This window comes from Streptomyces sp. (genome assembly GCF_019510245.1).
Classification (GTDB): Bacteria; Actinomycetota; Actinomycetes; order Streptomycetales; family Streptomycetaceae; genus Streptomyces.
Genome location: NZ_JAEKKT010000114.1, coordinates 63,062 through 83,422 on the forward strand (window position 1 = coordinate 63,062; position 20,361 = coordinate 83,422).

A 20,361-nucleotide genomic window follows, 5' to 3' on the forward strand; every position below is an offset into this window, starting at 1 on the left:
ATGCGTCTCGGTGCGCTCAGCGGGTCAGCACGGTGCAGGCGCTGACGCCCGGCGCCCCGTACACATGGGTGAAGCCGACCGCGGGGTCACCCGGCACCTGGCGCTCGCCGGCCCGGCCGCGCAACTGCTGTACGACCTCGTGGACCTGGCGCAGCCCGGAGGCGCCGATGGGTTCGCCGTTGGCGATGCAGCCGCCGTCGGTGTTGACGGGCAGCGAGCCGCCGATCCCGGTCGCCCCGAAGGGGATGAGCGACTCCTGCTCGCCGTGTGCGCAGAACCCGCACTCGGCCAGGTGCATCACCTCGGCGCCGCTCTCGGTGTCCTGGAGCTGGCAGACGTCGATGTCTGCGGGTCCCAGACCGGCTTCCTCGAAGGCGTGGCGGGCGGCGTCCGCACTCACGCTGGTCGGGGTCCCGGGCGGTGCCCAGGGGCTGAACACCTCGAAGGAGCCGAACCTGCGGGTCCGCACGACGGCCGCCCGCAGCGTGACCGGTGCGCCGCCGAGTTCGCGAGCCACGGCGCGGCTGCACAGGACCAGGGCGACCGCGCCCTGGCCGGGCGAGCAGAACATGTACCGGGTCAGCGGGTCGTTGACCATGCCGGAGGCGAGGATCTCGTCGGCGTCGAGCGGCTTGCGCCGCCAGGCGAGCGGGTTGAGCGCGCCGTTCGCGTACGCCTTCTCGGCGACCAGGGCGAGGGTGCGGGGGCTGATGCCGTGGTCGTGCATGTACCGCTGGATCTTCATCGCGAAGAACTGTGTGGTGACCATCAGCCCGTCGCGGCCGTAGGCCTCGTCGAGCCCCCAGTCGGCGGGCCGTGGGTCGAAGGCGCCGCGCGGGTGTTTGTCGAACCCGACGGCGAGGGCGACGTCCGCCGCCCCCGACCGGATCGCGCCGACCGCCGCCACCAGTGCGCTGCCGCCGGTGGCGCAGCCGTTGCGGACGTTGGTGAACGGCACGCCGGTCAGGCCGAGTTCGGCGACGAGCGTGTCGGCGTTGCCGGCGGCGTCGCTGCCGCCGTACGCGGCCCGCACCCGTGACCACGGCAGTCCGGCGTCCTCGAGAGCGGCTCGCACGGCGTGCACGGCCAGCTCCCGGCCGCTCGCCGCCGTCCGGGCGAAGGAGGTGATCCCGGCACCGCAGACGAGTACGTCCCCGCCGCTCATCCGACGGCTCCGGTGGCCCTCGGCACCCCGTCCCCCGCGGTGACGGTGACCGGCATGCCGATCTCCGCGTCCTCGGGCCGGATGTCCAGGGCGGCCAGCACCCGGACGCCTTCGGGGAGTTCGACGTATCCGACGGTGAACGGCGTGAATCCGGCGGCGGGTGGGAGGTACGGCGGCGACTTGGGCGCGTACCGCTGCACGGTCCAGGTCCACAGCGTGCCCGTGGCGGAGAGCACGACCGGCTCGGCCGGTCCCCCGCAGCGGGGGCACCCGGGGCGGGCCGGGTAGGCGGCCACCGCGCAGTCGGCGCACCGGGAGCCGCGCAGCCGGCTCCCGGCCTCCGCCGCGGCGCTCAGCGGCCCTTCCACTGCGGTTCCCGCTTCTCCAGGAAGGCCGCCACGCCCTCCGCCGCGTCCTCGGAGTTGAGCATCACGCCGACGGCGAGGTGTTCCATGACCATCAACGACTGGATGTCCGCGTCGAGACTCCGGTCGATGGTCATCTTGGTGATCCACATGGTGAAGGGGCTCTTGTCGACGAGCTGGTCGGCGAACTCCTCGACGGTGGCGTCGAGTTTGTCGGCGGGCGCCGAGGAATTGATCAGTCCGAACGCGGCGGCCTCGACCCCGGTGAGCAGTTTGCCGGTGAGCATGAGCTCCTTGGTCTTGCGGACGCCGATCATGCGCGGGACCCGGTAGATCGGCCCCGCTCCGCCGAACAGGGCGCGGCGGATGTGGAAGTCGCCGATCAGTGCGTCGTCCGCGGCGATCGCGAAGTCGCAGGAGATCATCAACTCGAAGCCGCCGGCGGTGACATGCCCTTCGAGGACGGCGATCGACGGAGTCTTCATCGAGTACAGCCGGTCGCAGACCTTGGCCGACAGCACGGCGACGTCGATCGCGTTGGACCTGCCGACGAAGTCGGCCTTGAGGCTGTCCAGGTCGAACCCGGAGCAGAAGGTGTTGCCGCGCCCGCGCAGCACCAGCACGCGCAGTTCGGGGTCCGCGTCGACCTCGGTGATGATCTCGTCGAGGCGGTTGAGGATCGGCACCGTCACGCAGTTCTTCTTGTGCGGGCGGTTCAGCCAGACCCGCGCCACCTGCCCGTCCCGCTCGAACTGGATCTCGTCTTCGACTGCCATGAGCTCCTCCAAACTGAACTGAATTGAGTTCGATTCTGGGGTCGGTTGATGCCCCTGTCAATGGTCCGGAAGATCGGCCGCCGACGAGCGGTCAGTCGCCCCGGCCGGTGAGGCCGAGCAGCCCGGCCAGGCGCAGGCCGTGGTCGTCCCCGGTACCGAACAGCGCCTCGTCGGCCCTGGCGCGACGCACGTAGAGATGGGCCGGATGCTCCCAGGTGAAGCCGATTCCTCCGTGGAGCTGCACGTATTCGGTGGCGGCCAGGCGATAGGCACGGGTGCAGGCGACCGCCGCGGCACTCGCGGCCACCGGCAGGTCCGGCCCTCGCGCGGCCAGGCAGGCACTCGCGTACGACGACACGGAGCGGGCACCCTCGATCGCGACGAGGAGGTCGGCCAGCCGGTGCTTGATCGCCTGGAAGGATCCGATGGCCCTGCCGAACTGAGTTCGGTGGGACACGTAGTCCAGGGTCGCGTCCAGCGCGTGGGCACTGCCTCCCACATGCTCGGCGGCCAGTGCCACCCGTCCGGCGTCCAGCACGGCGGCGGCGATCACCGGGGCCTGCCCCGGCTCGCCGACCGGATCGGCCGCGGCTCCGGTGAAGCGGACCCGCGCCTGGCGCCGGGTGGGGTCGAGGACGCGGTGCGCCGTACGACGGCAGGTCGCGGCGTCGGGTACGCAGGCGAACAGCCGCTCCCCGTCCGGGGCGCGGGCGGCGACCAGCAGCAGGTCGGCGTCCTCGCCGTCGGGCACGAAGTCCGCCGCGCCGCGCAGCACCCAGCCGTCGGGGCCGCGTTCGGCGGTGACCCTGGCCGGGTGCAGCACTCCGGCGACGGTGGCCGTGCGGGCGCCGGAGGCGATCCGGGGCAGCCAGCGCTCGCAGGCCCGCGGGTCCCCGCCGGCCAGCAGGGCTTCCCCGGCCAGCACGAGGGTCGGCAGCAGCGGCGCGGGGCACAGCACACGCCCCGTCTCCTCCAGGGCGACGGCGAGTTCGGCGTAGGTGTAGCCGGCGCCGCCGTACTCCTCGGGCACGGCGAGGCCGTGCACGCCGATCTCGCCGGCGAGTCTGTCCCACAGCACCCGGTCGAACCCGCGCGGGCTCGCGACCTGCCGGCGGACCTCCCCGGGCCCGCAGGAATCGGTGAGCGCATCCCGTAGCACCGACCGCAGTTGGCGCCGCTCCTCGGTCTCCAGCAGCAGCGCGGGATCGGCATCGAGCCGGACCATCCGAACCTCCCTCACACCGTGAACCGTCCGCCGTTGGCGAGCAGGACCGCGCCCACGAGATTCGCCGCGTCCTCGCTCGCCAGGAACAGGGCGATGTCGGCGATCTCCTCCGGCGCGGCGTAGGGCCGGACCCGTGGCTCGGCGAAGCCCCGTCGGAGCACCGCGGGCGTGCGCGCCGCCATGCCCGTCTCCGTCGGCCCCGGCGCGACCGTGTTGACGCGGACGCCGAACGCGATCGCCTCCTTGGCGACGGCCTGGCTCAGCGCGTGCACGCCGGCCTTCGACGCCGCGTAGTGCGGATAACCGGCCAGGGTGTCGAAGGCCGAGGAGGAACCGACGGTGACGACCGCCCCGGCCGCGCGGGGCACCATGACGCGCAGCGCGGAGCGCAGCACGTGGAAGGTGCCGTCGAGGTTGACCCGCAGCACGCGCCGCCATGCGTCGTCGCCGAGCCTCGCGGTCACCTCGGGCGGCCGGTCCTCGAGCAGCGCCTCGGCGATCCACTCCTTGGCGGCGGGGTCGTCCACACCGGCCGCGTGCACCACCACGTCCAGGCGTCCGCGCGCCGCCGTCGCCTCCGTGAACGCCCGGTCGACCTGTGCGGGGTCCGCGACGTCCAGGGTCAGCGCGTGGGCGCCGGAAAGTCCCCCGGCCACGGCCGCGACGGAGGTGCCGTCGACGTCGGCGGCGAAGACCTCCGCACCTTGCTCCGCAAGCCGCCGGGCCACCGCCGCGCCGATGCCGGAACCCGCACCGGTGACCAGGGCGATGCGTCCGCCGAAACGGCCCGCCCTCCCGTCACCGCGTTCGTCACTCATGGCGGTCACCTCTCCCTCCACCCTCTTCTCCACTACTGAACTGACTTCATTTTTGTTACCGTCTCAGCCATGTCAACAGCCAGCACAAGAGCGGTCCGGCTGACGCGCCGGGGCGGACCGCCCGTCCTCACCGAACTGCCGCGGCCGGCACCCACGGGCGAGGAAGTACTGCTGCGGGTCGAGGCGGCCGGGCTGTGCCGGTCGGACCTCCACGTCGTGGACGCGGCTCCGGGCGGCCTCCCCTACCGAGTTCCGTTCACCCTCGGCCACGAGATCGCCGGCCGGGTGCTGGAGCGGGGCCCGTCGGCCGTGGGTCCGGCCGTCGGAGAGCGCGTCGTCGTGTACGGGCCGTGGGGGTGCGGGCATTGCGCGAACTGCGGTGCGGGCGCGGAGAACTACTGCGACCGCCGACCGGAGCTCGACCGGGAGCTGGCCGGCACCGGGGCGGGGCTGGGCCGGGACGGCGGGATGGCCGACACGGTGCTCGTGCCGTCCGGACGGCTGCTGGTCCCGGTGGGCGACCTGGACGCGCTCCAGGCGGCGCCCCTGACCGACGCCGGGCTCACCGCCTACCACGCCGTCACCGCCCTGGGGCGCCCCCCGGCCGACGGCACGAGCGTGGTCGTGCTCGGCGTCGGCGGGCTGGGCCACCTCGCGGTCCAGATCCTGCGGGCCACGACGAGCGCGCAGGTGCTGGCCGTGGACGTACGGGAGGAGGCGCTGGCCCTGGCCGGCGCCTGCGGCGCGCACTTCGCGACGCTGCCGCGGCCCGACACCGCCCAGGTGCTGCGGGCCCGGACCGGCGGGACCGGAGCGGTGGCCGTGCTCGACTTCGTCGGCAGCCGCTCCAGCCTGGGGCTCGCCGTGGCCGTCCTGCGGGCCGGCGGGGAACTGGTCGTCGTCGGCAGCGGGGGCGGCGAACTGACGGTCCGCAAGCCCGGCGCGCTCCCTCCCGGAACGCGGATCTCACTGCCCTTCTGGGGAACCGTGCCGGAGCTCGAACGGGTGGTCGCACTGGCCCGCGCGGGCGCCCTGCGCGTGGAGGTCGAGCGGTACGGACTGTCGAGCGCCCTGGAGGCGTTCGAGAGGCTGCGCGCGGGCGCGGTACGGGGGCGCGCCGTCGTCGTTCCCGACTGAGCCGGCAGCCGGCTCCCGGGCCTTCCGCCGGGCGACCTCACGGCCGCGGCAACCGACCCGCGGCCGAAAGGGCACCGCCTCAGCACACCCATACCGACCCCTCGACTACAGAAGTGAGTTCAATTAGCGTCGTGACCCACTCGGTGACACAGAGGCGGAGGACTGCCCATGGGCGCGGACACGGTGGACCTGCTGGTGATCGGGGGCGGCATGGCGGGGCTCTCGGCCGCCGCCCGGGTCGCGGCCGGGGGCGGTTCGGTGGTGCTGGTGGAGAAAGCCGACCGGGTGGGCGGGTCCGCCCGCTTCGCGGGCTTCATCTGGACCGCACCGACGGTCGAGGAGCTGCGCCGGGTCAATCCGGACGGCGATCCGGAGCTGGCCGCGGCCCTGGTCGACGGATTCGCCGACGGGGTGGCCTGGGTCCGGTCGCTCGGCGTGGCATGCAAACCGCCGGTGCCCGTTCTCGGCTTCGGCCGCGGGCACCAGGTCGACACCGACCACTACCTCGACACCTGCGAACGGCTCCTCCGGGACCGGGGCCAGGAGGTGCTGACCGGCACCTGGACGCGCACCCTGCTGACGGAGAACGGCCGGGTGACGGGGGCCGAATGCCTCCTGCCGGACGGCTCGGCACGCCGTGTCGAGGCCGCCTGGACGCTGCTCGCGACCGGCGGCTTCCAGGGCGATCCCGCGCTGCGCGCCCAGCACCTCCACCCGCAGGCCGCGGACGTCGCGCTGCGGGCCAACCCGCACAGCCGCGGCGACGGACTGGCGCTCGGCCGGGCCGTGGGGGCGCAGTTCGGCGCGAAGGACGCCGGCTTCTACGGCCACCTGATGCCGGCGGGCGTCTCCCTGGCCGACCCCGCGCGCTTCGTGGACCTCGCGCTCTACTACAGCGAGCACGCCCTGCTGTTCGACACCACGGGTGAGCGGTTCGTCGACGAGACGGCCGGCGACCATCTCAGCGCCATGGCCCTGCTGGACCGGCCCCGGGCCCGCGGTCTGCTGGTCGCCGACGCGCGCGTGCACCGGGAGTGGATCAGCGCCTCGTACGTGGAGGGCATCCCGGGCGTCGACAAGTTCCAGCTGTGCCATCGCGCCGGGGCCCGCTGCGCGGTGGCGGAGGAGCTGGCGGACTTCGCGTCGATGCCCGAGGAGTGGGGCTATCCCGGCGCCGTGATCCGCGACCGCATCAGGGAGTTCAACGCCACCGCGGCCTCGGGCGGGGCCCCGGCGCCCGGCCGCCTGCTGGACCCCCGGCCGCTGGACGAACCGCCCTTCTACGTGATCGAGGCCGCGCCCGCGGTCACGTTCGCCTTCGGCGGCCTGCTGATCGACTCGGCGGCCCGCGTCCTGTCCGGGCCCGGCGGCCCGGGGACCGGCGGAGGCCGGCCGGTCCCCGGGCTGCTCGCGGCCGGCGCGGACGCGGGCGGGCTGTACCGGCGCGCCTACGCGGGCGGCCTCGCCCCCGCCCTGGTCTTCGGGCTGGCGGCGGCCCGTACCGCGCTCGCCGGGCAACCCGCCTCCGACGACCGCTGAGGCCGCCCAGGGAGGCCGCCCAGGGAGGCCCGCACAAATCCCGTGCACGAGTCTTGCCCGCCCGGCACCACGGTGCCTAGCGTACTGAAGTGAGTTCACTTTGATTTGGTGCCGGCCACGGTGCCCGCACGTCCCGCACGCGTGGCGTGAAACGCGCTCTTCCCCGAGGGAGGGACTGTGAGTCAGTTCCTGCTTGTCCTGGTCAGCGGTGTGGCGAGTGGAGCCGTGTACGGCCTCATGGGCCTCGGGCTGGTCATCATCTACCGGGCCACGGACGTCGTGAACTTCGCGATGGCCTCGCTCGCGACCCTGGGCCTGTACGTGGCGGTCTCGCTCCACGACCGCGGCGTGGCGACGGCGCTCGGTGTCCTCGCCGCCGTCGCGGTCACCGTCGCGGCGGGCCTGCTGGTGCGCGAGACCGTGATCCGGCCGCTGGGCCAGGGACAGCTGTTCTCCGCGCTCGTCGTGACCATGGGGGTCTCGCTGATCGCCGAGAACCTGGCCGGGTCGGTCTGGGGCGAACAGCCCAGGGACTTCCCCAGCCTGGTGGACGGCACCGTGCGCTGGTCGGGCGCGGCGCTGCCGGTGCAGAGTCTGGTGACGATCGGTGTCGCCGCGGTGGCGATGGCGCTGGTGGGCTTCCTGTTCTCGCGCACCACGCTCGGCTCGGCCATGCGTGCCGTGGCCGAGTCGGCCGAGACGGCCCGGGTGGTCGGCCTCGGCGCCCAGCGGCTCGCCCGGATCTCCTGGGCCCTCGGCCTCGGCCTCGCCGCGCTGGCCGCGTGCCTGTACGCGCCGCGCTCGGGCCTTGCGACCACGGCGCTCACCGCACCGCTGTTCCGGGCCTTCGCGGGGATCTTCCTGGGGGGTCTGACCAGCATGTACGGGGCCGTCGCCGGCGGGCTGGCCATCGGTGTCCTGGACAACCTGGCGGCGAACTACGTCTCCGCCAGCTTCCGCGACACGTTCGTGTTCTCGTTCACCGTGCTGGTGCTGCTGATCCGCCCCCAGGGCGTGTTCGGCACCCGCACCTTCCAGCGCGTCTGAGGGGTCGCATCCATGGTCTTCAACCGTTCCGTCCTGGCGAGGGCCGCCCTGGGACCGGCCGCCGGCGCGGTGCTCATGGTGTTCATGGCGGCCGGCGCGATCCCGGCGTACCAGATGTACTCGGTGGCCCTGGCGGCCGTGTACACGATCGTCGTCCTGTCGGTCGGCCTGCTCGCCGGCTGGTCCGGCATCTGGTCGGTGGGCCACCCCGCGTTCTTCGCCCTCGGCGCCTACTTCGCGGCGTACGGCAGCGCGCACGGCTGGGCGCTGGAGGCGGTGGTCCTGGCGGCGGTCGCCGTCGGTGCCGCCCTGGGTGCCTTCCTCGGATACGCGGGCGCCCGGTTCTCGGTCCTCTACATCGCGCTGCTGACCCTCGCCTTCACCACGGTGACCCTGGAGCTGGTCAACAGGTGGAGCGGCGTGACCGGGGGCGACCAGGGCGTACCGGTGCTCCAGCTGCGCAGCGACCTGGGCCTCGGCACGTTCGCGGGCGGTGGCACCCAGGCCCAGTACCTCGCGGTGGGCGCGGCGGCCGTGGTCCTCGCCCTGGCCGTGCCCGCCCGCGCCTCGGCGCTGCGGATGCGCCTGGTCGCCGCCAAGTCGCACCCGATGGCGGCCCGTACGGTGGGGATCGCCCCGGAGGCCCAGTCGTCGCTGTCGTTCGCGGTGAGCGGGGCGTGCACGAGCTTCGCGGGCGTGCTGCTCGGCCTGATCACCGGGTTCGTCAGCCCGGACCCGTTCTCGCTCGCCTTCGGCATCTCGCTGATCGCCGCGTGCGTGCTGGGCGGGGTCGGCTCCGTCCTGGGCGCCGTGGCCGGCGGCATCTATCTCACCTGGAGCCCCTCGCTCTCCTCCACCGTGGGGCTGCCCCAGCCGGTGGTGCAGGGCGTCGTCCTCATCGCGATCCTCCTCTTCCTGCCCGCGGGAGTCGTACCGTCCCTCGCCGCGCCCGCGCGGGGCATCCTGCGGCGCGTACGGCTACGGGCGGAGACCGGCCGGCCGCCGTCCCCCGAGCCTTCCACGGAACGGCCGGAGACCGGGCAGCCGCCGTCCTCCGAGCCCTCCCCGCCACTCCTGGGCGCCGGTCACCCGTCCGGGGCGGACGGCGAGGCCCCCGACCTCCTCCGCCTGGAGCACGTGTCCGTGGCGTACGGCGGACTCATGGCGCTGGAGGACGCCTCGCTGTCCGTGCGGCAGGACGAGATCCTGGCCGTCATCGGGCCCAACGGGGCGGGTAAGACAACCCTGTTGAACGTGCTGTCCGGGCTGACCGGAAACGGACGCGTCAGCGGCACGGCCGACTTCGCGGGACGGCCGCTGCTGACCGCCCGGGCGACCGCGCGCCGGCGGCTGGGGATCGGCCGCACCTTCCAGCACGCGGAGGTGTTCTCCGAACTCACGGTCGCCGAGAACGTGTTGTGCACCCGCCGCCGCGTCACGGCCCGCGACCGGGACGCCGTCGCCCGGCTGCTGCGGTCCGTGGGCCTCGCGGAGGTGGCGGACCGCCGTCCCGCGGAGCTGCCCTTCGGCCTGCAGAAGCGTCTCGACCTCGCGCGGGCGATGGCCGAGAGGCCTCGGCTGCTGATCCTGGACGAGCCCTTCGGCGGTCTCGACACCGGCGAACGGACGTTGCTGGCCCAGCACATCAGGCGGCTGAATGCCGAGGGCACCGCCGTGGTTGTCATCGACCACGTCCTCGACGACCTCTTCTCCGTCGCCCACCGGGTGCTCGCCTTCGACTTCGGCCGCACCATCGGCGACGGCACCCCGGACACCGTGCTCCAGGATCCGAAGGTGCGCTCGTCCTACCTGGGCACGGTCGGCAGCCGGGCCCAACTGCCGGACGCCGTGGGCGACCGGAGCCTGATCCGGCTGCGCGGGACAGGTCACTCGTACGGCGGTGTGGCAGCCCTGCGGGACGTCGACCTCGACGTCCGCGCAGGAACGGTGCTCGGTGTCGCGGGGGCCAACGGCGCCGGCAAGAGCACCCTCGCCGGCATCCTGCACGGCTCGCTCCGGCCCACCCACGGCGTTCGGGAGTCGGACGGCCCCGTCCGCACCAGCCTGGCTCCGGAGGGCCGCGGGCTGTTCCGGACCCTGTCGCTGCGCGAGAACCTGGAGGTCGCTGCGTACGCGGCCGGCATCACCGGCGCGGAACTGCGCGAGCGGCTGGAGGAGACCGTCCAGTGGCTGCCCGCCCGGCTGCGTGACCGGCTGTCGGCCCCGGCCGCCGGGCTGTCCGGCGGCGAGCAGCAGATGCTCGCCGTCGCCCGCGCGCTGATCGCCCGGCCGGACGTCCTGATCGTCGACGAACCGGCCCTCGGGCTGGCCCCCGCCCTGGTGGACGAGGTCTACGACCGGCTGATCCGGCTGACTCACGACGGCCTGACGGTGGTGCTGCTGGAGCAGTCGCTCAGCCGGGCCATGTCCGTCTGCCACCAGGTGGCCGTCCTGCACGAGGGCGCCGTCGCCGCCCAAGGACGGCCGGGCGAACCGGAGTTCGCCGCGCTGGCGGAGTCGGCCTACTTCAGCGGCGGCCCGGGGCCCGCCACGACCGCGGCGGCCACCGCCCGGACCTCCCCGGTGCAGTGACATCCGTTGCGCCTGCCGCACCCCATGCGCCCGTACCAACCGTTGTGAACGAGGTGGACCGTGTTCCGGACAATCAGCAGATCCCGCCGTGCGGCGGGAGCGACAGCCGTGCTCGCCGTACTGGCACTGACCGCGACCGCCTGTGCCGGTCAGGACTCGGCATCGGCGGGCGGCAGCTCCTCCGAGATCCACATCGGCGCGTGGCTGCCCCTCACGGGCTCCACCGCCACGTACGGCGTGGCCGAGAAGGCGGGGGCCGACGCGTACTTCAAGATGCTCAACGCCCAGGGTGGCGTCAACGGCCGCAAGGTCGAGTGGACCGTCAAGGACAACGCGGCCGATCCGCAGCAGACCGTGCAGATCGCACGTGAACTGGTAGGCCAGGACAAGGTCGTGGCGATCGTCAACGCGAACGGCACCTCCCAGGCGGAGGCGGCCTTCCCGTTCGTCCTCACACAGTCCAAGGTGCCGGTCCTCAACGAGGTGGGCGGCGCCGAGAACTGGTACAAGCCGCCGCGCGCCGGCCTGTTCGGCACCCAGACCCTCTACGAGGACCAGGCCGCGGCGGTCGCCGCCTGGGCGGTGCAGGACGGCGCGAAGAAGATCCTCGTCGTGCACAGCGACCCGGCCGCGTTCGTGAACGTGGCCGAGCAGGTGGCGCCCGTCGCCAAGAAGCTGGACCCCTCGGTCGACGTCGAGCGGCTGCCGGTCAAGTACCAGACCACCGACTACACCCCGGTCATCAGCAAGGTGAAGTCGGCGAAGCCGCAGGCGGTCGTCCTGATCCTCACCTCCCCCGAGGCGGCCGCCTTCCTCAAGGAGGCCAAGCTGCAGGGTCTCTCGCTGCCCACGTACGCCTACGCCCCGGTGGCGGCCGAGTCGACGATCGCCCTGGCCAAGGACGCCGCCGAGGGTCTCAAGGCCGTCCAGCTGGTCAAGGCGCCCTCGGACGACGACCCCGCGGTGAAGGAGTTCCGGACCGCGATGGCCAAGTACGAGCCCGGCCAGACCGCGGGCTTCCTCGCCCTGTGGGGCTGGAGCAACGCCAAGGTGTTCGCCGAGATCGCGAGGACCGTCAAGGGGCCCGTCACGGCCCAGTCCCTCACCGCCGCCTACCAGAAGGCGGCCGAGGTGGACCCGGGGGTGTCGCCGGTCATGAGCTTCAGCGCGAGCAACCACCTGGGCACCCGCAGCGTGCAGAAGGTGGAGGTCAAGAACGGCGTCTGGACATCCGTGGGCGACTTCTACACTCCCCCGGCGCGCGACTGACCCGACAGCACCGGACCACGGACCCGTGCCGTGGGCCGGCGCCGTCCCGGCGGGCGGACCGTGCGGCGTTCTTCGCCCCGGCTAGTTGAGCGCGCTCCAGAACGCGCAGTGGTGGCGGGACATCGCCGTGCGGGTGGGGACGACGTGGTCCGGAGCCAGGGACAGCACCGTCCGCCGGGACCACCGCGGCGACGACGGGCCGTTCGGGTCGGCGGTGCGGGCGAAACGGGCCCAGTAGCCGATCATGGTGTCGGCCAGGCGGTGCTGTGCCGGGGTCAGCTCGCGGGGGCGGCCGCCCAGGTCGAACAGATAGGGCAGTTCACTCGCGTGCGGCGCGCCGAGCGGGAACGGCGGGGTGCCCGGGGTGAGGGGTGGCGCGTGCTCGTCGGCGAACTCGTAGCGCCAGACCGGCACCCGGGCCGCGAGCAGGCCGGCGGCGCGCGCCGTCGGGCAGGCGAAGTCCGCGTCGCCGATGACCGCGCCGAACACCGGGCCGCCGTCGGTGCCGTGCACCGGGTACTCGTCGACGATCGCCTTCGCCTGCCCCGGGGAGGGGAAGAAGGCGGCCACGACGTCGGGCCAGGTGGCGGGGGTGACGGGGTTGCCGGACTGGATGATGCCGGCGGCCCAGCCGTTGCCCTCGTCGTGGTTGTTCCCGATGAGCACGGGGACATGGTGGAAGCGGCCGGCGGCGATCACCGCCGCGGGATCACCGGGCAGCAAGGGAGTGCCGTAGGCGGGCTGTTGGTCTGTCTCCTGCACCGCGAGCAGCCGGGAGACGCGCACGCGCCGCAGACAGGCGAGGACGTCAGGCGAGGAGCCGCAGCCGGCCTTCGCCGCGAGGTCGGCGCCCGCGCCACGTGCCGTGGCCGGCGGGACGGCGGACGGTGCGAAGGGGCGGTCGGGGCTGCCGGTGCAGGGACCGCTCTCGATGATCGCGCGATCGAAGAGTCCGGCGGCCGCGGGCGAGGCGAGTTGGGCGCAGACGCCGTAACCGCCCGCCGACTCGCCGGCCAGCGTCACGTTGTGCGGGTCGCCGCCGAAGGCGCGGATGCCGGAGCGGACCCAGCGCAGCGCCGCCTGCTGGTCGGCCAGACCGAAGGTGCCGGAGCCGGGCAGGCCCGCGTGGGCGAGGAAACCGAGGGCCCCCAGGCGGTAGTTGACGGTGACGACCACGACGTCGCCCCGGGTGGCCAGGCGGTGGGCGTCGTACGAGCTGCCGGCCCCGGTGGTGAAACCGCCGCCGTGCAGCCACACGATCACCGGCCGGGGGCGCGCCGGTGCCGCGCCGTCGGGGGTCGTGACGTTCAGATGGAGGCAGTCCTCGTCGGTGCTGCCGCCGGGCACCTCGCCGGCCGGCTGCGGGCAGGCGCTCGCGGGCCGGGTCGCGTCCCGTACTCCGGTCCAGGCGGCCGGGCGGTGCGGCGCCGCCCAGCGCAGCGGGCCGACCGGCGGTGCCGCGTAGGGGATGCCCTCGAAGGTGCGGTAACCGTCGTGAGCGGCACCCCGCACCAGGCCTTCGCGGGTGTGCACCGTCGTGGCGACGGCGGGCCCGGCGGGCGGCGCCGGCGCCCGGGCCGGCGCGAGCAGGGCGGTCAGGGCGCAGGTCAGGGCGGTCAAGGTGCGGTGCTTGGTCATCGTCTCCCCCGTACGGGCCGTCGGTCGCGTCGTCCTGGGCGAGCAGGGCAGGCCAGGTCGTCGGTCTCGTCTCGACGCTAGGGCCGGTCGCCCGGGCCGCGGATCGGCCGCCAGGAGGGACCGCCACCGGGAGCGGGGGAGGACGGCGGCCCGGTCTCCTCCGTGAGGAGGAGGGCCCGGTGCCGATGCCGTCAGGGGCGGCGCGGTCGTACCAGGCCGTGGTCGTAGGCGGCGACGACGGCCTGGACGCGGTCGCGCAGGCCCAGTTTGCGCAGCACCGCGGTGACGTGGTTCTTGACGGTGGCTTCCGACAGCCGCAGCCGCTCGGCGATCTCCGCGTTCGACAGTGCCTGCCCGATCAGAGTGAGCACCTCCCGCTCGCGGCCGGAGAGGTCCCGCAGGGAGGGCGGCGGCGCCGGGCCGGGCGTGGTGCGCAGGAACCGGTCGAGGACCCGGCTCAGCACGGTGGGCGCCAGCAGCGCGTCACCGCGCGCGGTGACACGGATCGCGTCGACGAGTTCGGGGGCGCGGATGTCCTTCAGCAGGAAACCGCAGGCTCCGGCCCGCAGGGCGGCGACCACGTGCGCGTCCACGTCCCAGGTGGTCAGCACGAGCACCCGGGCCCGGCTGCCGTCCGCCACGATCCGCCGGGTCGCCTCGATGCCGTCCACGACGGGCATGCGTACGTCCATCAGCACCACGTCGGGCGCGAGTTCCCGGGTCAGCCGTACCGCTTCGCCGCCGTCGGACGCCTCACCGACCACCTCCAGGTCGTCCCGGGCGTCGATGATCATGCGGAATCCGGTACGGACCAGGGCCTGGTCGTCGGCCAGGATCACACGCAGCGTCATCACACACGCTCCACCGGCAGCCGCGCCGCCACCTCGAAGCCGCCGCCGGGCAGCGGGCCCGCACGGAGACTGCCGCCCACCAGCCGCGCCCGCTCCCGCATCCCCACGAGCCCGCGCCCCGCTCCCGTCGTGCCCGAACGCCCCTGTGCCGTAAGGCCGTTGTCGGCCACGGTGACCTCCACCCACTTCCCATCCACCCGCACCCGCACGCTCACCTCGTCGGCGCCCGCCGCGTGGCGCAGGGTGTTGGTCAGGGCTTCCTGCACGATTCGGTAGGCCGCCAGGTCCACCGTGGCCGGCAGTCCGTCGGTCATGCCGTCCCGGTCCACGTGCACGGACATCCCGGTGGCCCGCACGGTGCCGGCCAGTTCGTCCAGACGCGCCAGCGAGGGCCCCGGCCGCCGCAGCTCCCCGGTCTCCTCCTCAGCCGCGTCGGGCCCGAACGCGCGGAGCAGCAGGCGCAGTTCGCCGAGCGCCGACCGGGCACCCGTCTCGATGGCCCGCAACGCCTCCCGGGCCTGTTCGGGCTGCCGGGTGAACACGTCGTCGGCGGCACCCGCCTGGACGACCATCACCGACAGGGTGTGCGCCACGACGTCGTGCACCTCGCGCGCGATCCGCGCCCTCTCCTCCACCACGGCCCGGCGCGTCTCCGACCTCGTCCGGGCCCGCTGCGCCCTGCGCCACTGCCCCGCGGTCCACGCCAGCACCACCGTCAGCAGGAAGACCGCGAGGCCCGCGGGGCCGCCCGTGACGAAGGCCGACGGCGCCGGCAGGCACATCGCCACGAGTGCCCGCGCCGACACCCGCCGGGGCCTGATCGCCGACAGCACGCACAACGCGACCTGCGCCGCGAGCAGGGCGCCGGTCAAGGTCACCGCCGGCAGCAGCGCCCACACCGCGAGCCCCGCCGCCGCGGTCGCGGCCAGTACGGCGGCCGGGGCGCGCACCACCCACCTCAGGGCGACGGACTGCAGGAGGACCAGCGCCAGCGCCGCGGGCAGTCGTCCGGCGTGGTCCGTGCCGGTGACGAGCACCGAGGTGCCGAGGACGGCGAGCACCAGAGCGGCCGACCCGCACCACAGGGCCCGGGCCGCGCGGGGCGACGGCTCGTCCCCCGCTTCCCCGCCGAGTACGTCGTCCGGCTGCCTGCTGCTGCGGTCCACGCCTCGACCCTATCCACAGCCGCGGGCAGGGCGGCCGGCGAAGGCCGTTGTCAGTGGCTCGGGCTACGTTCTGATCAGTGGATCCCCCGGACGGACGGCGGATCCGTATGGGGAGGGGTCTGGTCTGCCATGTCCACCGGTACTGCCACGGGGTCGACGACGTGTCTGGAGCTGTCCCAGGAGGACGGCGCCGCGCACAAGTTCTACGAGGTCTCCGTCGCCGGCCTGGTCGTGACCGTGCGGTACGGCCGGATCGGCGCCGGGGGGCAGACGCAGACGACGACGTTCGCGACGGTGGAGAAGGCACGGGCCGCCGCCGCGAAGAAGGTCGGCGAGAAGGTGCGCAAGGGATACGCCCCGGCCGTGCAGGGAGCCCGCGCGCCCCGCTCGGTGACCCGGCGTCAGGTCGCGTCGGCCCCCTCCACCGCGCGCTCCGCCGCGCCCGTGCTGTGGCGCTTTCGCACCGGCTCCGCCGCGTTCGGCATCCATGTCGACGACGACCGCTGCTGGGTCGGCAACCAGTCGGGCGATGTGTACACCCTGGACCATGAGGGCGGCGTGCTGGCCCGCTTCAGTCTCCCGGACGGCGTGAAGTGCCTGGTCGCCGACGACTTCTGGATCTACGCGGGCTGTGACGACGGCAAGGTGTACGACCTGTCCTCGAAGCTGCCGTTCGTGGCCTACGACATCGCGGCGGACGTCGACATCTTCTGGCTGGACATCCACGAGGGAGTGCTGGACGTCTCCGACCGCGACGGCCGGCTCACCGTCATCGACCACGAGGACGAGCACCAGTGGGCCCGCCGCAGCCCGGGCGAGCAGGCCTGGATGGTCCGCGCCGACGAACGGGCCGTGTACCACGGCCACACGAGGGGCGTCACCGCCTACGCCCCCGACGGCGGCCGGGAGTTGTGGCACACGCCGACCAGGGGCGGGGTGCTGTTCGGCTGGCAGGAGGGCGACGTGGTGTACGCGGGCACCGCCCACAAGGCGGTCCAGCGGCTGTCGAAGGCGACCGGCGCGATCGAGGCGACGTACACCTGTGACAGCGCCGTGTACTCGTGCGCGACCTCGCCCGGCGGGCGGTTCGTGTTCGCCGGTGACGCGGCCTCGTCCGTCTACTGCTTCGACCGGGACGGCACCCGGCTGTGGAAGCTGGGCACGGGCGGCGGTTCGGCGCTGTCGATGCAGTACCACGACGAGCGGCTCTACCTGGTGACCACCGACGGCTCCCTGGTCTGCGTGGACGCGAGCGAGGCGGCCGTCGCGGCGGCCCAGCAGGGCTCGGTGCCGGTGCCGCGGGACGTCAAGGCGGCCGCGGCGATGCCGGCCTGCGCGCCGGCCACGACCGTGGCCGCGGTGACCACCGTCGCGCAGGCGCCCACCGGGGCGATCGTCGTGGAGTGCGTCCAGGAGGCGGGCCAGGTCCGGGTGCACGTCGTCTCGGACGGCTACGACCAGCTGAACGTGCAGTTCCCCCGTGCGATACGCGAGCCCGGGGCCCGCTATGTCGTGGACTCCCTGCACACCGCGGCCGGCGGCTTCTACCGGGTACGCGGTGACATCCGGCGACTGCTCTGAGCCGGGGCCACCACCCTGAGGAACAGGGTTCAGGACGCGGCGCGCAGCTCGGCGTACAGCTCCGCCCCGGTCCAGGTGCGCGGGGTGGCCTCCGCCTCGTGCACCAGGGCCGCGAGCCGGGCGTTGGCGGCGGCCCGGTGTCCGTGGCTGCGGGCGACGGCGACGATCTCGCCCTGGAGTGAATCGATCTCTGTCGGGCGGCCGCGTTGCAGGTCCTCCCACATCGACGAGCGCGCGTGGGCGTCGATCCGGAGGGAGGCCGCGGCCACCCGGCGGAACGCGGCGTCGGGCAGTTCGAGTACGTACTGGGTCAGGCGCGGCGAGGTCGGCCCGAGGCGGGCGGGGGCGATGCCGGCGGCGCGGTAGGCGGCGAGGGCTTCGCGCTGGCACAGGGCCAGGCAGCGGCGGTAGGCCCGTTGGCCGAGCTGGTCGCGCAGCGGCAGCCCGGACAGGGCGTTGACCGCGTTGTTGAGGTTCATCAGCAGTTTGGCGTGCTGTACGGCGGCCATGTCGGTGCGGGCCGCGACGGCCAGGTTCGCGCTGCGCAGGGCCGCGTGCAGGGTGTCGTCGGGCTCGGTCATGAGCGTGCCCGGCATGCCCTGGTGGACGGTGCCGGGTTCGGGCTGGACCACGTTGTAGGGCACCATGCCGGCGAGCACGGTGTGTCCCGGCAGGGCGGGGCGCAGGGTGGCGGGGTTGTGCAGCCCGTTCTGGAAGCTGACCACGACGGCGCCGGGGGCGAGGTGGGCGGCGAGGTCCTCGGCGGCGGCCTCGGTGCCCGCGGTCTTGACGGTGACCAGTACGTAGTCGGCGTCGGCAGCGGCCTCGGTCCCGGTGGCGAGGGTCAGCCGGTCGGGCGCGAGGTGGACGGGTGGACGGGCGGAGCCGGTGAGGGTGAGCCCTCGTTCACGCAGTGCCCGCATGCCGGACGGCCGGCCGATGAACACCACCTCGTACCCGGCGGCGACGAGGTGGCCGCCGAGATGGCAGCCGATGCTGCCGGCGCCGAGCACGGCGAAACGGGGCTTCGACACGGGTGACCTCCGGTGGATCGGCGGCGGGCCGGGGTGGGGCCGGGTCGTCCGGGTCCTGCTGCTCAGACACGCTCCCCGCCTGATGTTGTCACAGGCGACACCACATCGGATCCGGCCCCGTCACCGGCGGCTCAGGTGCCGCCGGTGGCGGGTCCCACGGAAGGCGTTCCTTGCTGCTGTGCGGTTGCGGAAGCCACTTCTTTGCTCGCGAAAGCCGGACCGCTGAGGGGCGGTCGCGGGGGCCCGGCCCCGGGCCGCGCGGTGTCCGCGCGCCGAGGGTGGGCTGCTTCGACCCCGCCGACGGAGGGCCGGGGACGCGCCACCTCCTCCAGGTAACCGCCCCCGGTGGCCGCCTGCCAGTCACCGTCGATGGGTGTACCGGCAGTACCTCCCTCGTGCGGCCCGCCGCACGTACGGTCTGAGGGCGGACGACCGACAGGAGGTCCGCGAGTTGCTCGCCTCCTGGGCCGCGACGCAGGGTGCCCTCGCCGGGCGGCCGCCGGAGAACCGACCTCCCTGCGCCGGGGCGCACCAGCGGTCCCTGAGGTTCTGGCGCCTTCTGGGGGGGTCAGTCGTTCCGGACCGCGTGGCCAAGCGTGACCGACTTGTACTCGACGTACTGGGCGAGCCCCACCGCGCCGTACTCGCGGCCGATGCCGCTGGCCTTGTGGCCGCCGAAGGGGCCGTGGAAGGAGATGGGTGCGCCGTTGACGGTGACCGTGCCGGTGCGCAGCCGGCGGGCGACGTCGAGGGCGTGGGCCTCGTCGGCGGACCACACGCCGCCGGAGAGGCCGTACTCGGAGTCGTTGGCGATCCGCACCGCGTGGTCCTCGTCGTCGTAGGGGATGACCACGAGAACGGGGCCGAAGATCTCCTCCTGGGCGATCCGCGAGGAGTTGTCGACGTCGGCGAACACCGTGGGCGTGACGTAGTTGCCGTTCTCCAGACCCGGCGGGACCTGCGGGCCGCCGGTGACGAGCCGGGCGCCCTCCCGGATGCCGAGTTCGATGTAGTCGCGCACGCGCTGCTGCTGGTCCCGGCGGACCATCGGGCCGATGAAGGTGTCGGGGTCGGCCGGGTCGCCGACCTTGAGCGACTCCACGAGGTCCTTGAGGGCGGTGACGACCTCCTCGTACCGGCCGCGCGGCGCGAGGACGCGGGTCTGTGCGATGCAGGACTCGCCGTTGTTGAGGAGGGAGGCGAACTTCAGTCCCGGCACCGCCCGGCCGAGGTCCGCGTCCGGGAGGATGATCGCGGCCGACTTGCCGCCCAGTTCCAGGCTGACCCGCTTCAGCTGCTCGCCCGCGATGGCGGCGATCCTGCGGCCGGCCCGGGTCGAGCCGGTGAACGCGATCTTGTCGATGTCGCGGTGCGAGACGAGGTACTCGCTGGTCTCCCGGTCGGCGGGGAGGACGCTGATCACGCCTTCCGGCAGCCCGGTCCGCTCCAGCAGCTCGGCGAGCACCCCCATGCTCAGCGAGTTCTCCGGGGACACCTTGAGGACGCCGGTGTTGCCGGCCAGCAGCGCGGGGATGATCTTCGCCATGGCGGCCGAGAACGGGGAGTTCCAGGGGATGACCGCGGCCACGACACCGACGGGCTCGCGGCGCACCACCGTCCGGACCCCCGACGCGGAATCCAGGGTCTCCTCCCAGCCGAACGCCTCCGCCGCCCCGAGGTAGGCCTCGGCCTGCCGGGTGAGCCCCGGCTGGCCGGCCCCGGTGAACCAGCGGGCCGAGCCGTTCTCGGCCGAGATGAGGTCGGCGATCCGCTCGGCGTCGGCCTCCCGCAGGGCGTTCAGGCGCCGTACGGCGGCGATGCGCTCCGCCGGTGGCGTCCGCGGCCACGGGCCCTCGTCGAAGGCCGCCCGGGCGGCGGCGACGGCGCGGTCCACGTCGGCGGGCCGGGCCTGGGCGGCACGGCCGATGACCGTCTGGTCGTGCGGCGAGCGGATGTCGAGGAGTTCCGGGTCGCCGGGCGCCGTCCACGAGCCCGCGACGTAGAGACGGTCGTAAGTGATCATGTGCTCTCTCCGGAGGATCCGAGGGAAGTGACCCTGTTATCTGTCACTTCAATGTAGCACTTACCTTCATGGAGGTCTCAGCTGAGTTGCGGAAGGTGAGACAGGTTCCACACCTCCGGATATGCTCTGGGCCGT

General features: G+C 73.7%; 16 protein-coding genes. 6 read left to right on the forward strand and 10 right to left on the reverse strand.

What is annotated here, in order from left to right:
* Positions 1–16: 16 nt before the first annotated feature.
* The 5 genes from JF597_RS06775 to JF597_RS06795 form a co-directional block, all read right to left on the reverse strand.
* Entirely contained in the window at positions 17–1,165 is a 1,149-nt protein-coding gene (locus JF597_RS06775; RefSeq protein WP_293990600.1) for a thiolase family protein, read from the reverse strand.
* Positions 1,162–1,533, reverse strand: coding sequence for an OB-fold domain-containing protein (locus JF597_RS06780; RefSeq protein WP_293990602.1), 372 nt, complete (start codon positions 1,531–1,533; stop codon positions 1,162–1,164). The genes JF597_RS06775 and JF597_RS06780 overlap by 4 nt, the downstream gene beginning before the upstream one ends.
* Positions 1,518–2,306 (reverse strand): enoyl-CoA hydratase/isomerase family protein, encoded by a 789-nt coding sequence (locus tag JF597_RS06785; protein ID WP_293990604.1) that lies wholly within the window; start codon positions 2,304–2,306, stop codon positions 1,518–1,520. The genes JF597_RS06780 and JF597_RS06785 overlap by 16 nt, the downstream gene beginning before the upstream one ends.
* A 91-nt stretch (positions 2,307–2,397) precedes the next feature.
* Positions 2,398–3,531: an acyl-CoA dehydrogenase family protein gene (locus JF597_RS06790; RefSeq protein WP_293990606.1), complete on the reverse strand. Its 1,134-nt coding sequence runs from the start codon at positions 3,529–3,531 to the stop codon at positions 2,398–2,400.
* 11 nt (positions 3,532–3,542) lie between these two features.
* A complete protein-coding gene (locus JF597_RS06795) occupies positions 3,543–4,349 on the reverse strand; it encodes an SDR family NAD(P)-dependent oxidoreductase (RefSeq protein ID WP_293990608.1) in 807 nt (268 codons plus the stop codon).
* Between the two features lie 69 nt (positions 4,350–4,418).
* Between JF597_RS06795 and JF597_RS06800 the strand changes: the two genes are divergently transcribed.
* The 5 genes from JF597_RS06800 (at position 4,419) to JF597_RS06820 (ending at position 11,933) form a co-directional block, all read left to right on the forward strand.
* The gene (locus tag JF597_RS06800; protein ID WP_293990610.1) at positions 4,419–5,486 is read left to right on the forward strand and encodes an alcohol dehydrogenase catalytic domain-containing protein; all 1,068 of its coding nucleotides are present in this window, start codon (positions 4,419–4,421) and stop codon (positions 5,484–5,486) included.
* Positions 5,487–5,654: 168 nt separating this feature from the next.
* The gene (locus JF597_RS06805) at positions 5,655–7,025 is read left to right on the forward strand and encodes an FAD-dependent oxidoreductase (protein WP_293990612.1); all 1,371 of its coding nucleotides are present in this window, start codon (positions 5,655–5,657) and stop codon (positions 7,023–7,025) included.
* A 177-nt stretch (positions 7,026–7,202) separates the two neighbouring features.
* Positions 7,203–8,072 (forward strand): branched-chain amino acid ABC transporter permease, encoded by an 870-nt coding sequence (locus JF597_RS06810; RefSeq protein WP_293990614.1) that lies wholly within the window; start codon positions 7,203–7,205, stop codon positions 8,070–8,072.
* A gap of 12 nt (positions 8,073–8,084) precedes the next feature.
* Positions 8,085–10,664, forward strand: coding sequence for an ATP-binding cassette domain-containing protein (locus JF597_RS06815; RefSeq protein ID WP_293990616.1), 2,580 nt, complete (start codon positions 8,085–8,087; stop codon positions 10,662–10,664).
* A 108-nt stretch (positions 10,665–10,772) separates the two neighbouring features.
* Complete coding sequence (locus tag JF597_RS06820; protein WP_293990618.1) at positions 10,773–11,933, forward strand: ABC transporter substrate-binding protein; 1,161 nt, start codon at positions 10,773–10,775, stop codon at positions 11,931–11,933.
* A gap of 81 nt (positions 11,934–12,014) precedes the next feature.
* Here JF597_RS06820 and JF597_RS06825 read toward each other — a convergent pair whose 3' ends face one another.
* The 3 genes from JF597_RS06825 to JF597_RS06835 form a co-directional block, all read right to left on the reverse strand.
* A complete protein-coding gene (locus JF597_RS06825) occupies positions 12,015–13,571 on the reverse strand; it encodes a carboxylesterase family protein (RefSeq protein ID WP_293990620.1) in 1,557 nt (518 codons plus the stop codon).
* 191 nt (positions 13,572–13,762) lie between these two features.
* On the reverse strand, positions 13,763–14,422 hold the full coding sequence (locus JF597_RS06830; RefSeq protein ID WP_293990621.1) for a response regulator transcription factor: 660 nt from the start codon (positions 14,420–14,422) through the stop codon (positions 13,763–13,765).
* Complete coding sequence (locus JF597_RS06835) at positions 14,422–15,588, reverse strand: sensor histidine kinase (protein ID WP_293990623.1); 1,167 nt, start codon at positions 15,586–15,588, stop codon at positions 14,422–14,424. The genes JF597_RS06830 and JF597_RS06835 overlap by 1 nt, the downstream gene beginning before the upstream one ends.
* Positions 15,589–15,717: 129 nt before the next feature.
* Between JF597_RS06835 and JF597_RS06840 the strand changes: the two genes are divergently transcribed.
* On the forward strand, positions 15,718–17,169 hold the full coding sequence (locus tag JF597_RS06840; RefSeq protein ID WP_293990625.1) for a WGR domain-containing protein: 1,452 nt from the start codon (positions 15,718–15,720) through the stop codon (positions 17,167–17,169).
* A gap of 29 nt (positions 17,170–17,198) precedes the next feature.
* Here the strand turns inward: JF597_RS06840 and JF597_RS06845 are convergent, their stop codons facing one another.
* Positions 17,199–18,203, reverse strand: coding sequence for a 2-dehydropantoate 2-reductase (locus JF597_RS06845; RefSeq protein ID WP_293990627.1), 1,005 nt, complete (start codon positions 18,201–18,203; stop codon positions 17,199–17,201).
* Between the two features lie 568 nt (positions 18,204–18,771).
* The gene (locus JF597_RS06850; RefSeq protein ID WP_293990629.1) at positions 18,772–20,226 is read right to left on the reverse strand and encodes an aldehyde dehydrogenase; all 1,455 of its coding nucleotides are present in this window, start codon (positions 20,224–20,226) and stop codon (positions 18,772–18,774) included.
* Between the last annotated feature and the right edge of the window lie 135 nt (positions 20,227–20,361).